A 15,320-nucleotide genomic window follows, 5' to 3' on the forward strand; every position below is an offset into this window, starting at 1 on the left:
CCGATCCGATTAAACGGATGGATTCAAAGTCATGACCGCGGCGCTCCAATTTCCGTTTGAACAGCTCGAGTGCACGCATATAGCCATACATCGTGAACTTTGAATCCGCTTCTCCGGTCTTAGAGTCACCAACGATGATGGCTGGACGGAAGATGGATACGTCGAGTTCATCCCGTGATTGCCAGACAGCCTGTTCGGCATGTGCCTTACTCTCTTCATATGGATTTAAAAAGGATTGAGATACATCATATAATGTCTCGCCGCCGACTTCTTTTGCCCCGAGTGTATAGGCGGTACTTACATGGAAAAACCGAGGAACGTCAATCAACTTGGCCAATCGAAGAGCTTCTTTCGTCCCCGTTACATTTGTTTCAAACAATTCATCGCGTAACTCTTCATCAAATTTGACGAGTGCTGCCATGTGTAGGAATAAATCGATTTTTCCTTTATGTGAATCGATAAATTGTTCATTAGCACCGAGTGCGTGTGCCGTCAAATCGCCAGGCAACACATCGATTGATTTTCTTTCTTCCACCGTGAACTGAGCATTTACTTTTTCCGGTGTTCGGGCGAGCATGCAAATCCGATGCCCCCGTTCAATCAACTCTTTGGCGAGTCGACCTCCTAAAAATCCAGTTCCACCAGTCATAAAAATATACAATCGCGTTCTCCCTCTCTGTGACATTCTGCATCCATCATATCAAGTCTTCCGTCATGTAGCCACTTTGCGTCGTTCAAAATTTCATGTTTAGAAAAAAACGAAGTCGGTTATGAACTATAGAGAAGCGTACGAAAGGTGCGTAACGACAGCTTGCCTGTCAAATCCATTGAAGTGAGGTTTTTAAGAATCATGGCAAATCTATTCGGAACAGACAAGGATGACGTAGCAAAGAAGCAACAAGAAATTGAGAAAACGGTACAAGAGAAAAATATTACCCAAATCCATCTTTACTTTTCAGATGTCCTCGGTGATTTGAAACTCTTGACCCTTTCGGCAAAATTGTTGCCAGAGGTTTTTGAAGGAAAAACAATGTTTGATGGCTCTTCGATCAACGGATTCTCTTCCATCAAAAACTCCGACTTATTCTTGAAACCGGATTTAGATCGTCCACGTTATGAGCAAGATGGTGATGAGAGTATTTTGGCGTTCTTCTGTGATGTTTGTACACCAGAGGGTGAGCGATATGAATACGACCCACGTAATGTGTTGAAGGATGCACTCGAGCGAGCTGCACGCGATGGCTACTCGGTTTTTGTCGGCGCAGAGCCTGAATTCTTCATCTTTGATGAAAATGGAGAGTTTTATGATGAGGCCGGTTACTTCTCGACTCGTTCAGAAGACAAAGGTTACGAAGTACGTCAGCATATTGCAAATCGCTTGAGCAATGTCGGATTCAACATCGAAGCGGTCCACCATGAGGTCGCTCCGGCACAACATGAAATCGGAATCAAATATGACGATGCGCTCCATACGGCAGATAACATTCAGTTCTTCAAAGAAATCGTCAAGATTGCGGCGAAAGAAAAAGGGGCATCTGTCTCATTCTTACCGAAGCCGTTGCGTGACGTGAACGGTTCTGGGATGCATTTGAACATCTCGGTATGGAAGAACGACGAAGCAGGCAAAGCGACAAGCAACGCGTTTGACGAGGCTGACGCCGATTATGGCCTCTCTCAAACAGCTCGTCATTTCATCGAAGGGATCTTAAAGCATGCCCGTGCGACGGCCATCTTTACAAATCCGCTTCCTGAGTCATATGAGCGTCTCGTTCCTGGATTCGAGGCACCGGTCAACATTTGCTGGAGTCCATCGAACCGTAGTTCGATGATTCGAATCCCAGCTTCTCGTGGAAGCGCGACTCGAGTAGAGGTCCGAAACCCTGACCCGAGTGCAAACCCATACTTGGCACTTGCTGCCCTCATCTACGCTGGTTTAGAAGGAATCGAGCAGAAGCTCGAACCGTCTAAGCCGAACGAGGACGACTTGTTCGAGTATTCAGCGAAACAAATCGAAAGCCAAGGAATCGCATCTCTTCCTGCGACATTCCATGAATCGATTCAATCGCTGAAACAAGACAACTTCCATGATTACTTTAACCACAATATGATTGACCGCTACTTGTCACTCATTCAAGTACGCAAATAAAAAATGACGCCAGCCTGGCGTTTTTGATGATTAATGGATTCCGCGCATATATACTTTGATTTTTGGTGCGAGCGCGAACAGAATCAAACTTAAGATGATAGCGACTCCGCCGATGACTCCGAAATAGAGCATCTCATTCTCTGGTGAGTAGAACTTGACGAGCTGGGCATTGATCCCTTGCGCGGCAGCGTTCGATAAAAACCAGAGTGACATCGTTTGAGCAGAGAACGCAGCGGGTGCAAGTTTAGTCGTAGCCGACAAACCGACCGGCGACAAGCTCAACTCGCCCAACACGACGATAAAGTAACTCAAGACGAGCCAGAGCGGGTTGACGAGGGCATCCGGACCGCTGAAGTAAGCAGGGAGTAGGATGACCAAGAAACTGATCCCTGCAAACAAGATCCCGAAAGCGAATTTCGTCGGGATACTCGGCTCACGGTCCCCAAGGCGAACCCACAACCAAGCGAATACCGGTGCGAGCAGAATGATGAAGAGCGGGTTCAACGACTGGAACCATGCCGGTGACAATGTGAATCCGAAGAATTCAAGGTCAGTCCGTGTATCGGCATAACTCGCAAGGATTGTTGCCCCTTGCTCTTGAATCGCCCAAAACATGACCGAAGCGATGAAAAGTGGGATGTAGGCGATGATGCGCGAACGCTCGACCTCTGTCGTCTTCGGACTGCGGTACATAATAATAAAGTAAATCGTCGGAATCGCAATCCCGAACACTCCGACGAGCGAGATGAACGTGTTGATTGTGAACCATCCGAGCGGAATCAAAATCGCGAGCAAAATGGCGATACCGATCGTGACGAGACTGACGATGCGAATCGTTTTCTTTTTCTCGTCTGGGGACAACGGGTTCGGTACATATGAACCAGCAAGCCCGAGGTTCGTCTTACGTGTCAACACGAAGACAACAAGTCCAACGAACATCCCGATTGCTGCAAGGGCGAAGCCCCAATGGAACCCGTAATCTTTTTGTACTTGTCCAACGATCAGAGGCGAAATGAATGCGCCTAAGTTGATCCCCATGTAAAAGATACTGAATCCAGCGTCGCGACGGCGATCCGTTTCGCTATACATATCTCCTACGATGCTTGATACGTTCGGTTTCAATAAACCTGTACCAATAACAATCAAAAACGACGCTACCTGGAATCGAGAGGACGATGTGCCCGAGCATGATGAACACACCACCGTAGAAGACCGCACGTGACGTCCCGAATACTCTGTCCGCAAGCCATCCCCCAATGACCCCTGACATATAAACGAGCGCACCATAGACGGACATGATGGACAGCGCGACATTACGGTCGAGCCCGAGTCCACCTTCAGAAACCTCATAGTACATATAGAATACGAGGATGGCCCGCATGCCATAGTACGAGAAACGTTCCCAAAACTCCGTGAAGAATAGGGTGAACAACCCTTTCGGTTGTCCGAAGAAGCCTTTTTGTGGAACACTGTCCACGATTGTCTGTTTATCGATCCTTTCCATGAAAGATCCCTCCTTAACCGTTTTATCATAAAAAGGATTATTATGATTGTAAAGTGAATTGAATGATAATTTCAAATTTTAATAAGAATGAAAAGAATGAAAAGACCACACTTTCTAAAAAACAGAGAGTGTGGTCAATGAGTGATTACGCGGATTTTTGCTTTGCTTCTGTCGCTTGAACGTGACGTCCGAGTTGCCAGTAAATAATACCTGACAGACAGCTCGCGCCGCCGATCAAAATCAGTGCGATATGCCCGGCACGATGATCGAAGAAGACGCTTGCGATAATCGGTGCCGTCACACCGCCGATCAGCCACTGGACACTCGCAGCCCCATTGTAGGCGCCGCGCATGTTCTCTGGCGCAATCAAGGCGATGAATGTCTGTTGGACAGGGGACATGATCATCTCGCCAAACGTGTAAAACGCGTAGACGGCGAGTAAAATCCCGACGAGTGGGAGATAAGGAACGTCGAGAGCGTACAATGCTCTCGGGACGATTGCAATCAAGACCATCCCAATCCCGAATACGGTAGCTCCAGCAAACATGACTTTCCCAAAAGGCTTATTCCCAAGCTTCGATGCAATCGGGAACTGGAAAAGAACGACGAGAATCCCGTTAAGTGCCAACAGGTAAGGGAATGGGTTTTGTTGATCCGTATACGTCGGGAGCGACTCTTTCAAAAAGAGCGGCAACATACTTTCGACGACCGAGAACCCCATTGATATGAATATACCCGCAAAGATAAAGATCAGAAACACGCGGTCGTTATAGAATACGCGCAACACTTCACGGTTGCTCGGGGTCTCATCTTCCGTGAACTCCGGCAACGACTCGTGAATAAATGCCCCAAGCACGAGGGCATATAATCCAAAGATGAAAGCAGCCGCAAAGAAAATGAGCTCCCTGTCGATAAACAGTACCGCACTCCCGAGAAGCGGTCCGAATGCGGCTCCGATGTTATGCCCCATTCGTAAGAGGCCGAACGCCTCGTTCATATGCTCGGGTTCCGTGACATCAGCGACCATTGCACTGGCAGCGGGGTGGAACAATGAATTGGTCAAGCCGAGCATGGCATTGAGTAAGAGCAACGGCCAAAACGAGTCGGCGAACGCAAAACCGATGAGGGCGAGCGCGTCACCAACGATGGCGATCATCATGATTGGTTTGCGTCCGTATAGATCAGCAAGCCGTCCCCCAATCATCGAGCCGAGGAGCGCCATGATTGGTCCCGTCGCCATGATGATTCCGACTTGAAGATAGCTGTCTAACTGGTCACTATAATAAAGGACTAAGAATGGGGCAATCATGAACATCATGATTCCCGTGATCGTTTCTCCTAAGAAACGTATCCAAATGTTGCGGTCGAGTTGCTTGAGTGATTGAAACATACAGGTCACCTGCTTTATTTAATTTTAGACACAAAAGGGACGTCATATGCATGAAGGCATACGACGTCCCACGTTGTTTATGCATGCCTAGTTAGGCAGGCGTCTTAGATATGAATCAATCGAAGAGGTGCCTGCCAATCAGTATGAACTTGAATGAATGGTTTCGAAGATACTACTGACATGGGAACCTCTCCTTTCTGTTAATTGTTGTTCTTCTCTTCAACTGTATGACACATTTCATCAATGTGTCAACAAATTATTGGGAGGATTTAGAGTAATTCATTTAAATTTTTTCGATTCAAACGATAATCAATCAGTCTAGACAAGACGACTTGAATCATCGCCGTGATCGGGACACTCACAAACATGCCGACGAGACCGAATAGACTTCCTCCGATGATAATCGATGTGATGACCCAAAACGGAGTGATTCCGACGCTGTCACCCAAAATCTTCGGCCCGAGCCATAACCCGTCAAATTGCTGCAACAAGAAGATGAACAAGAGCACCAATACGGCGGTGAACGGATCATAGAAGTAAGTGATGATAAACGCTGGGATCATCCCCAGTAGCGGACCGACGTATGGGATAAAATTGAGCACCCCGACGATGACACCAAGAAGTAACGCGTATGGCGCCCCGATGATTAAGAGTCCGATGACAGCGAGAACACCGATGATCAGACAATCGAGTGATTTACCGATGATGTATCGTTTAAAAATGTAGTCCATCTCCTGAAAGATATCGATTGTCGTCTTCGCAGTGCCCACTGGTAAGAGCGCGTAGAGAAGGCGTTTGAACATGCGAGCGAAGACTTCTTTGTCTTTTAACAGATAGATGGAGATGACAATCCCAATCAAGAAGTTGATCAATGTCATCGTGAAACTAGAGACATAACTGACAGAAGAGAGGACGGCCGTCTCGACCCATCCGGAATAACGATCCTCGAAGCGTGCAAAATCAATCGCCTGGGCGATCGTCGCATTATAGTCTTTCAAGTAATTGTTTACATCACCTAAGAACGCATCGATTTGACGGATGTAGACGGGTAACTCCTCGATGAGTGATGAAAGACTCGAGTAGATCCGCGGGAACAACGTGACGACGGAGATCGCTAAAATCCCGATAAACGTGATATAGACGATGAGCAGACCTTGATATCGCTTCAAATGGAACCGTTCTTCAATATAAGAGAGTACGGTGTTGAGTAACAAAGCGATGGCAATCCCCATGATGATCGGGGTCAGTAACTGAAACGTGTACTGCAAAACACGTGAGATGGTATCCGGTTCACTGATGACCCGCCATAAGACGAGTAAAATCAGACCGATCACACTGAGTTTCCAAATAAGTTGACGATTAAGCTCCAATGCTCTATCCCCTCATACAAATATAATTTTTCTACTCTTTTACTATGAATGTTTTTTGAAAAGGATTCAATAGATGTTCACTTTGAAAAAAATGTTTGACACCGTTGGAAATGTCTGGTTAACTTAGGGACATACAAAAATTACATAGCGAATAACACTTTCTATCAAGAGAAGCGGAGGGACTGGCCCGATGAAGCTTCAGCAACAGATTGCAAAATACTGTGCTAATTCCAGCAAGGTGACCTTGAGAGATGGGAAGGTGGTTGACTACATACGTCTGTATTGAGCACCCCTTTCCTCAGAAAGGGGTGTTTTTTCGTATCAGGAGGAAGAATCATGGCAGACAGACGTTCACAATTATTAAAATCTTTACCGACGCAACACTTCGTCGGATTAGCAGAAGAGGTCGCAGCGGTAGAGGCAAGCGGGAAGAGCGTCATCCGACTCGGGCAAGGGACACCCGATTTACCGACGCCCGCTCCAATCTGTGAGGCGCTCGAACGTGCCCTCACGGACCCGACCACACACCAATACGGTCCATTTCGAGGACAGACCCGATTGAAACAGGCGGTCGCATCATTTTACTCTCGTGAATATGGTGTCGAACTCGACCCGGAACGAGAAGTCGCCATCTTGATTGGTAGTAAATCAGGTTTGATCACACTCCCACAATGCCTTCTCGAACCAGGTGACGGGATTTTGCTCCCGAACCCGGGTTACCCGGATTACATCTCTGGAGCGAGGCTCGCAGGTGCGGAAATCATCGATTTGACGCTAAAAGAGGAACATGGCTTTCTTCCGAACTATTCAACACTCGATCCGTGCCATGCGAAACTCATGTATTTGAACTACCCGAGCAATCCGACTGGGGCTGTCGCAACACCAGCATTCTTTGAAGAGACCGTCGCGTTTGCGAAAAAGCATGATGTGATGGTCGTCCACGATTTCGCTTATGGAAGCATTGGGTTCGACGGTTATGTTCCACCGAGCTTCCTGCAGGCAGATGGTGCGAAAGATATTGGAATTGAAGTATACACGATGTCGAAGGCGTTCAATATGTCAGGGTGGCGTGTCGCGTTCGCGGTCGGAAATGCCGATATCATCGAAGCCATCAACACATATCAAGATCACGTCCACGTCTCTGTCTTCTCGGCCATTCAAGAGGCAGCGATCGTGGCATTAGAATCCCCGCGTGACTTACGTGACGACCTAGCCTCACTTTACGAAACAAGACGAAACCGATTGATTAATGGGTTACGCCGGGCGGGGTGGGAGATTGAGGCACCAAAGGGTTCGTTCTTTGTATGGGCGAAAGTACCTGAGGGGGATGCAAAATCGTTCTCGACAAAGTTACTCCACGAGGCGGGAGTCGCCGTCACACCAGGCTACTTCTTCGGAACAGAGGGAGAGCACCACATCCGTTTCGGTCTCGTATCGTCTGAACAGAAGATTGATGAAGCGGTAGAACGGATTGAGAGACTGTTTGCAGCCTATGAGGAGGTACATTTGTGATTCGTCAGGCCGTGCTCGAATATGACCATTCGCATAATGCGCTCGAGGACCTTCATACGTTGATTGGGAATCGGGAGGCACTCGTTTTGAGAGGATTGAACGGATACGGTGAAGCGGTTCGCGTGTTCCCTCGTCTAGCAGAAATTCCGAGTGTACGATTTTACGGTGAATGTTCAGACGAAGAAGTAAATCGTTTGAATGCCTATCGACCAGACGTATGGATTGCCGTCGGCGGAGGTAAATTGATTGATACGGCGAAGCGGATTGCATTCGCTCAGTCAGTCCCGCTCATTGTTGTCCCGACACTCGTATCAAACTGTGCAGCCTTCACACCACTGAGCGTCATCTACAGTGAGGAAGGGTCTTACATTCGCTATGACACGTTTCCGGTCGTCATCGAGCGCGTCATCGCAGATGAACGACTGTTACGTGATTCGCCTTATGACTATTTCAAGGCTGGCGTCATCGACACGGTCGCAAAGTGGTTCGAGGCTCGTTATATTAGCGGGACGACTTCAAAGGATGCAGGGATTCAGTCCGGGTTATCACTTGCTGCGCAGTGCGGTAAATTGATGGACTTGTCGATTCATGAACAGGACTTTCGTCGTTATGGAACGGACGTCCGATATATCGTCGACCATGTCCTCGCAATCGGTGGTGCGGTTGGTGGGTTCGGGGATGCCGGCACACGTGTTGCCGTCGCGCACGCCGTTCATAATGCACTTAGTCGCTTTGATTCGACTCATCATTGGTTACATGGGGATAAGGTCGGGTTCGGATTGATTGTTCAAAAACGGTTGATTAGATCCGATGACACCTTCCTGCTCGAGGACTGGCTTCAATCCATCGATGCGCCGACTTCGCTAACACAACTTGGGATTCATCCTGATCAAGTCGATGAATTGGTCACTTCGATTGTTGAAGAAATCACGATTCAAGGGATTCGGAATCTTGAAGATTCAGAGCGGTTAAAAGAAATTCTCATCAATCTTCAAGAAGTGGTTTACAAATAATGCTTTTATCAGTAATATAATAACAAAATAATAAAACCGATTGCTTATCAAGAGTGGTGGAGGGACTGGCCCGATGAAACCCGGCAACCAGATCAGTATGATCATGGTGCTAATTCCAACAGACGTGACGTCTGGGAGATGAGCGTGTCCGACTTTCACTTGTCGTGCCCGCCGCTCTTCGTGAGTAGCGGGCTTTTCATTTGGAGGAGGAACTATTCATGAACATCAAACAAAAAACACTTTTGGCAGGTACATCATTCCTTGCAGCAATCGCACTTTCTGCGTGTGGACAATCCGAGGCGAGCGAGACGCTCAGCACGGAAGAACTGACGATCGGCGTGACCGGTGGCCCACACGAGCAAATTGCGGAGAAAGTACAAGAACTCGCGAAAGAGGACGGTCTTGAGATCGATATCAAAGTATTCAATGATTACAACACACCGAACACGGCACTCGACGAAGGAAGCCTTGATGTAAACAGTTACCAGACGTTATCGTTCCTCGAACTACAAAAGTCAGACAAAGGGTATAAAATTGACGACGTATTCAAAACGGTCGCATTCCCGATGGGTCTTTATTCTGAGAAGTTGACAGATATCAAGGATTTAAAGGAAGGGGATAAAGTGGCCGTCCCGAACGATCCGGCAAACGAACTTCGTGCCTTGCGACTATATGAAACAGCAGGTCTGATCACACTAAAAGAAGGTCTGACGGATAAAGCGACGAAACGAGATATCGCGGAAAACCCGCTCAATCTCGAATTCATCGAACTCGAAGCGTCACAGCTTCCCACACAGCTACCGGAAGTAGCACTTGCAGCCATCAATACGAACTTCGCGATGGGTGCAGGTCTCTCCATCAACGAGGATGCCCTGTTCCATGAGGACACGGTCGACAACCCGTATCCGAACTATGTGGTCGTCCGCTCGGCCAACAAAGAAGATGAGGTCGTTGAGACGTTGAAGTCTTACTACCATTCGGATGAAGTACGTGCTTTCATCGAAGAGGAATTCAATGGATCTGTCGTACCAGCATTCTGAGGAGGGATTCGATGATTGAACTGAAACAAATCACCAAGCAATTTCACGTCAATGGAGATAAAATCACAGCGCTCGACGACGTCTCCCTTACAATCGAAAAAGGGGAGATCTTCGGCATCATCGGCCGAAGCGGTGCCGGAAAGAGTACCCTTATCCGGATGATCAATCTATTAGAACGCCCGACGACAGGTGTCGTTGAGATTGAGGGACAAGACATCACGCTGCTAAAGAAAAAAGGTCTGTCGAATTTACGTCAGCGAATCGGCATGATCTTTCAACATTACAACCTATTAAAGACCGCGACCGTCGAAGAGAATGTCGCCATCCCGCTCCGCCTCGAAGGGCTCGGGAAGCAAGTCATCCGTGAACGGGTCGACCGCTATCTCGACATCGTCGGTTTATCCGAACATCGGAACCATTATCCGGAACAATTGTCAGGCGGTCAAAAACAGCGTGTCGCCATTGCGCGAGCGCTCGCCCATGAACCGGACATCCTCCTCAGCGACGAGTCGACGAGTGCGCTCGACCCTGAGACGACCGAGTCGATCTTAGAGTTGTTGCTCGAGATCAACCGAGAACTCGGATTGACCATCTTCTTGATCACGCATGAGATGGAAGTGATTGAACGAATCTGTGACCGAGTCGCCGTCATCGATCATGGGAAAATTATTGAACAAGGCAACGTGTTGGATGTCTTCTCAAACCCGAGACACGAAACGACGCAGCGGTTCTTGAAGACGAATCTCGATGTTCCGGAAGAAGTGGTGTCGGAATTACAGACGCGAGGCACGCTCGTTCATTTATCATTCATCGGTAGTCAAACGGAGCAAGCGGTGCTCGCGCAGTTGACGAAACGATTCGGGATCTTACCGAACATCATCGGAGGCGGGATCAAGAAATTGAAAGCGGGTCTTGTCGGAAATCTGCTCGTTCACCTTGACGGGGATCACGATCAAACAGAACTTGCTGTCCGTTATTTGAAGACGAGCGGCGTACACGTAAGGGAGGTGTCGAACCATGCAACAGTTCTGGACAGACTGGGGTGACCTCATTTGGACGGGAACGATTCAAACGTTGACGATGACGAGTATCGCGCTCCTCATCTCGACCTTGATTGGACTTCCGCTCGGGACGTTGCTCGTACTGACGAGACCGAACGGGCGTCTCGCAAACCGGTTCGTGTACGGTGGATTATCGAGCGTCATCAACGTCATCCGTTCGATTCCGTTCATCATTCTCTTGTTTTTCATCTTGCCGTTCACACGCTTCATCATGGGTACGACGATCGGGGTCCAAGGCGTACTTCTACCACTCATCGTCTTCACCGCCCCATACATCGCGCGGCTCATGGAGTCTGCTCTTCTTGAAGTCGACCGCGGGGTCATCGAGGCGTATGAGGCGATGGGCATCTCAACGAGAAAGATTATCTGGTACGTCCTCATCCGTGAGGCACGTTCTTCCATCGTTCTCGGATTGACGATTGCGACAATCGGGTTGATTGGTGCGACAGCCATGGCAGGTCTCGTTGGAGCCGGTGGGCTTGGAGATATCGCGTATCAATACGGACACCTTCGTTTCGAACCGGAAGTCATGTATGTGACGATTTTTGTCCTTATCCTACTCGTTCAATCGATTCAGTCATTCGGAAACCGATTGGCAGCTAGATTAAAACGAGCCTAAAAAAGAATCGTGTCGCCTTGGCGACACGATTTATGCGTTGTGGAGCAAACGTTTTAGTTCAGCGATGCGGTCATGCCGAGGAATGAACGTCCGAATCTCTTTCTCACTGAAACCGACCTGGATGCGATGATGGTCGAAGACAATCGGACTTTTCAGGATTTGAGGGTTTGATGCGACAAAACTGTACAGTTCGCGGATCGACATCTCGTCGAGTTTCTCAGCCGCTTGCTTATAGACGCTCTTCTGTACCGACAGCAAGTCGGTCGTCCCATTCTCGGTCAGACTTAGCATTTCTTTAAATTCACCAAAGGATAAGCCTTGGTCTGTCAATTTCTTTTCGATGAAGGGAATCTTTTGTTCCCGCAACCAATCAATCGTTTTTCTGGAAGAACTGCAGCTCGTATGCGTGAATACCGTGACCGTCACGACAACCACTTCTCCTTTACATCAGTTTGGTTCTAACTATTATCTCTTTTTATACGTTACGTTTCGTGATTATGTTTCAAATCACATACAGTTTCTTTTTGATTGAAGAAGACGTCGTTCGGGTACAGATTTCAAGAGTGACCACATAAGGAGGAATGAAGATGTTTGATTATACTGTACAGTCTGACCGTACCGTTGAGGACGTCATCGACCGTCTTGGAGAAGCGCTGAAAGATGAGGCATTCGGTGTATTATGGGACTTTGATTTGAGCGACACGTTAGAGAAAAAAGGTCAGGCCATTGAAGGGGAGTATCGCATTTTAGAAGTGTGCAACCCAAAGGCAGCAAAAGAAGTGCTGTCGCACCATCTAGAGGGAGGCTACTTCCTCCCGTGTAAAATTGCCGTTTTCGAAAAGGACAATCACACCCAAATCGGCATGCCGAAACCGACAACGTTGATTCGCCTCATAGATGACGAATCCTTACAAGCCGTCGCAGCGGACGTCGAATCTAGATTGCAACGTGCGATCGACCAAAGTAAATAATCGATGTACCATCCGTTCATGAAACATGAGCGGATTTTTTTTCGTATAAGATAGTTAGATAATGGTAAAATTGGATAGAAGCATGAGTGGAGGGATTATATGTTCAAACGTGGTATGGCGATGTTGCTTGGCGCTTCCATGTTAAGCGCATGTGGTGCATCTGACATAGAAGTCATTCAACTAGATTACATAGAAAATCAATGGAATCTCGAGAGTTACACGAAAGAAGGAGAATTTGTTCAAGTACACGAAACGAGAGAAGTGCTCGAGGCATGTGAGGGTGAACGAACGACGGAGCTAAATGGAGATGTCACTGTATATCAGACAGTGTTCGCAGGACGAAACGGGGTCGTGTCATCCATGGATCCGTACTCGATGAAAGTAGTTACCTATTTAGAAGGTGACGAACGATATGTCGTCTGTCGCGAAGATTATACGAATCAATTGATGGCGGAGACGATCGATAAGTTCCCGGACTTCGTAAATACATCTGAAGGAATCAGCGTTCCGCGATTACCTAGCCTTCATCAAACACCATCATCCTCAAAAGACAATCTAATGAAAACAGACGAACTAAACATTGATGAAATCGACATCATTCCGTTCCCCGATACGTTACTTGAAATTGAACCGGCTCTATTCGGAGAGCTTGAACTAGAACTCGATGGTAAAGCGACGAGACATTCGCTCACTAGTTTTCAACCGACCGGAATCGATATGCCGCATCAACAGATTGCCATCGGAATCGATCGAAAAACATCACAACCGTATGTTCTTTTTTCATTCAATGAACGCTTTGTTTTTCAGCAATTACAGTTTGAAGAACTCGAAGACCCTGCGTCAGTGGAACAACGAGTCTTTGAGGGGCTAAGCGTCGACACCATCGTCGAACCTGGAGAGCTAACGGAAGGCGAAGCAGTTCCCTTATATACGTTCCATTACATGAGGGATGGCGAACCCGTGACTGAAACGATGACGGTTCGCTTTATTGAAGGTACGTTGCTGAAAGAAGGCGAAGAACCCGATTCGATGCTTGAAGAGTGGATGCCGGACCAAGAAGACGGTTCAAGAGTCATTGCGCACCGTAAACCGTTTGACGGGAATTCACTCACTTATCCTGATTTCATCGAAATCTCGACGGAAGAATCTGAGCAAGTCATGAAAGTATTGAAGGAGGCAGAACCGGTCAGCCGAAAGGGTGAGCCTGCAGACTATCGATACTTGACGTTGATGGATGGATGGAAAGGTCAAGCGTTTGAAGTCAGTTATAAACAGCGGTCAAAAAAAATCGACATCTATCTGACAGACCCGCTTCGCGAGCAGACATTTAAATTATCTAGTAAAGGGGCGGAAGTGTTCTTGGATATTTTCCCGGAGTACGAAAAATCATGATGAAACGACTATTATTCACGTTATGTACAGTTGGAATTTTATCGGGTTGTGGTGGTGAAGAGGTAAAGGTCGTCAAACTGGACCATATGCCCTCACAATGGGATGTACGAGACATGAACTCGAACAGCTTTACTACTGGTCCGGAGACGTGGGCGAGCGATTTACTCCTTGCATGCACCGATGACCCGGTTCCCCAAATCCATGAGGACGTCACGGTCTATCATTCGTATGTCTTGAACCGAAAAGCCATGATTTCCGACTACGATGCACATGCCTATAAGCTAGTGACGTATGTAAAAGGCGAACAGAATTATGTCATTTGTCAGGACGGCTTTTCTCCAAAGATGAGAGTCGGACTTGTTGAGAAGTTCCCTTCGTTTGTACAGGCTTCTGAAGGTGTCACCATCCCAAGTCACCCGACGATTGCAAATGGGACTGGGGAACAAGAAGAGAGTTTGAAGGAAAGCGATTATTCCGATGTTTTCGAGAATCCCGTCAATCTCATTGACGAAACGATGATTCAAGTGACCCCTTCTTTGAATGGAAGTATCCATTTAACCATCGGAGAGGACGAAGGGATCTTTCCGCTCTCAATCATTGAACCGTATCACGCGCAAATGGGAAGCATGACAATCGCACTCGGCTACGACGAACAATCCAAAGAAGCTTACATTTTCGCTAAGTCGGAAGGTGGGTTACTTTCTTATGACCCGATTGTCCTTATAACAAAAGATGATTATTCGCAACCAGAGCAGCAACCAAAGCAATTTGAAGGGCTCAAAGTCGAGCGGGTACTGCAAGCAGAATCACTCGAACCAGGTGTCGAGACACCGCTCTACACGTTCTCTTTTATTGATGATGGCAAGCGTGTGACGGAAGACGTCCGTCTCACGTACACGGATCGCGATTTTGCGACGGATGAATCGATTGAAGCGGACATAGAATCGAATCCCGCCGTACCAAATGGTCCGTTCGTGTTCGTCCACAAGACTCCTTTGAACGGAAAGGCAACGATTGATTACCCGAACGTGTTGCGGGCTGCAGGGATTGACATGACTGAGTTGATGGACGCCATCGATGAGGCAGAGCCGGTCAAGCGTGCGGGGGACGCGGAAGCGTATTCGCTCCTCACGATCATCGACGGGTGGGTCGGTCAGGAGTTTCAATTAAGCTTTCAGAGACGCTCCAAAAAGGTGGATGTATACTTAACCGATCCAAAGCGAGAGCAGACGTTCAAATTGTCGAGTAAGGGTGCAGAGACGTTCTTCAGCTATTTTCCCGATTTGAAAGAGTAAAGGTGCC

General features: G+C 47.7%; 13 protein-coding genes, 1 pseudogene and 2 riboswitches. Of the genes and pseudogenes, 9 read left to right on the plus strand and 5 right to left on the minus strand.

Features of this window, described 5'->3' with window-relative positions; all coding sequences use genetic code 11:
* Positions 1-661, minus strand: a 661-nt coding sequence (locus ON063_RS02865) for an SDR family NAD(P)-dependent oxidoreductase (RefSeq protein WP_274664165.1), incomplete at its 3' end; no start/stop codon positions are given.
* Between the two features lie 189 nt (positions 662-850).
* On the opposite strand from ON063_RS02865, the gene ON063_RS02870 reads away from it, so the two are divergent.
* On the plus strand, positions 851-2,146 hold the full coding sequence (locus ON063_RS02870) for a glutamine synthetase family protein (protein ID WP_274664166.1): 1,296 nt from the start codon (positions 851-853) through the stop codon (positions 2,144-2,146).
* Positions 2,147-2,176: 30 nt separating this feature from the next.
* Here ON063_RS02870 and ON063_RS02875 read toward each other — a convergent pair.
* From ON063_RS02875 to ON063_RS02885, 3 genes and pseudogenes are all read right to left on the minus strand, one after another.
* Positions 2,177-3,650, minus strand: a pseudogene (locus ON063_RS02875) (peptide MFS transporter).
* Between the two features lie 145 nt (positions 3,651-3,795).
* The gene (locus ON063_RS02880; RefSeq protein WP_214782895.1) at positions 3,796-5,040 is read right to left on the minus strand and encodes an MDR family MFS transporter; all 1,245 of its coding nucleotides are present in this window, start codon (positions 5,038-5,040) and stop codon (positions 3,796-3,798) included.
* A gap of 269 nt (positions 5,041-5,309) precedes the next feature.
* Entirely contained in the window at positions 5,310-6,410 is a 1,101-nt protein-coding gene (locus ON063_RS02885) for an AI-2E family transporter (protein ID WP_214749008.1), read from the minus strand.
* 158 nt (positions 6,411-6,568) lie between these two features.
* Positions 6,569-6,668: riboswitch (SAM riboswitch) on the plus strand.
* A gap of 78 nt (positions 6,669-6,746) precedes the next feature.
* On the opposite strand from ON063_RS02885, the gene ON063_RS02890 reads away from it, so the two are divergent.
* The 5 genes from ON063_RS02890 to ON063_RS02910 all read left to right on the plus strand — a co-directional run bounded on the left by ON063_RS02890 (position 6,747) and on the right by ON063_RS02910 (position 11,655).
* The gene (locus ON063_RS02890; RefSeq protein ID WP_274664167.1) at positions 6,747-7,922 is read left to right on the plus strand and encodes an aminotransferase class I/II-fold pyridoxal phosphate-dependent enzyme; all 1,176 of its coding nucleotides are present in this window, start codon (positions 6,747-6,749) and stop codon (positions 7,920-7,922) included.
* A complete protein-coding gene (locus ON063_RS02895) occupies positions 7,919-8,935 on the plus strand; it encodes an iron-containing alcohol dehydrogenase (protein ID WP_274664168.1) in 1,017 nt (338 codons plus the stop codon). Before ON063_RS02890 ends, ON063_RS02895 begins: the two co-directional genes overlap by 4 nt.
* 41 nt (positions 8,936-8,976) lie before the next feature.
* Positions 8,977-9,080, plus strand: a riboswitch (SAM riboswitch).
* Between the two features lie 73 nt (positions 9,081-9,153).
* Positions 9,154-9,975 carry a MetQ/NlpA family ABC transporter substrate-binding protein gene (locus ON063_RS02900; RefSeq protein WP_214782904.1) on the plus strand — a complete coding sequence of 274 codons (822 nt, stop codon included), beginning with the start codon at positions 9,154-9,156 and terminating at the stop codon, positions 9,973-9,975.
* Between the two features lie 11 nt (positions 9,976-9,986).
* On the plus strand, positions 9,987-11,021 hold the full coding sequence (locus ON063_RS02905; protein ID WP_274664169.1) for a methionine ABC transporter ATP-binding protein: 1,035 nt from the start codon (positions 9,987-9,989) through the stop codon (positions 11,019-11,021).
* A complete protein-coding gene (locus ON063_RS02910) occupies positions 10,993-11,655 on the plus strand; it encodes a methionine ABC transporter permease (RefSeq protein ID WP_274664170.1) in 663 nt (220 codons plus the stop codon). The genes ON063_RS02905 and ON063_RS02910 overlap by 29 nt, the downstream gene beginning before the upstream one ends.
* A gap of 30 nt (positions 11,656-11,685) precedes the next feature.
* On the opposite strand, the gene ON063_RS02915 is transcribed toward ON063_RS02910, so the two are convergent.
* Entirely contained in the window at positions 11,686-12,081 is a 396-nt protein-coding gene (locus ON063_RS02915; protein WP_012726343.1) for a Spx/MgsR family RNA polymerase-binding regulatory protein, read from the minus strand.
* A gap of 161 nt (positions 12,082-12,242) precedes the next feature.
* On the opposite strand from ON063_RS02915, the gene ON063_RS02920 reads away from it, so the two are divergent.
* The 3 genes from ON063_RS02920 (at position 12,243) to ON063_RS02930 (ending at position 15,313) form a co-directional block, all read left to right on the plus strand.
* On the plus strand, positions 12,243-12,626 hold the full coding sequence (locus ON063_RS02920) for a DUF302 domain-containing protein (protein ID WP_274664171.1): 384 nt from the start codon (positions 12,243-12,245) through the stop codon (positions 12,624-12,626).
* A gap of 99 nt (positions 12,627-12,725) precedes the next feature.
* Positions 12,726-14,018 (plus strand): hypothetical protein, encoded by a 1,293-nt coding sequence (locus ON063_RS02925; RefSeq protein WP_274664172.1) that lies wholly within the window; start codon positions 12,726-12,728, stop codon positions 14,016-14,018.
* Entirely contained in the window at positions 14,015-15,313 is a 1,299-nt protein-coding gene (locus tag ON063_RS02930) for a hypothetical protein (RefSeq protein ID WP_274664173.1), read from the plus strand. Before ON063_RS02925 ends, ON063_RS02930 begins: the two co-directional genes overlap by 4 nt.
* The last annotated feature ends 7 nt before the right edge of the window (positions 15,314-15,320 follow it).

This window comes from Exiguobacterium sp. B2(2022), from assembly GCF_028823655.1.
Lineage (GTDB): Bacteria > Bacillota > Bacilli > Exiguobacteriales > Exiguobacteriaceae > Exiguobacterium > Exiguobacterium aestuarii_A.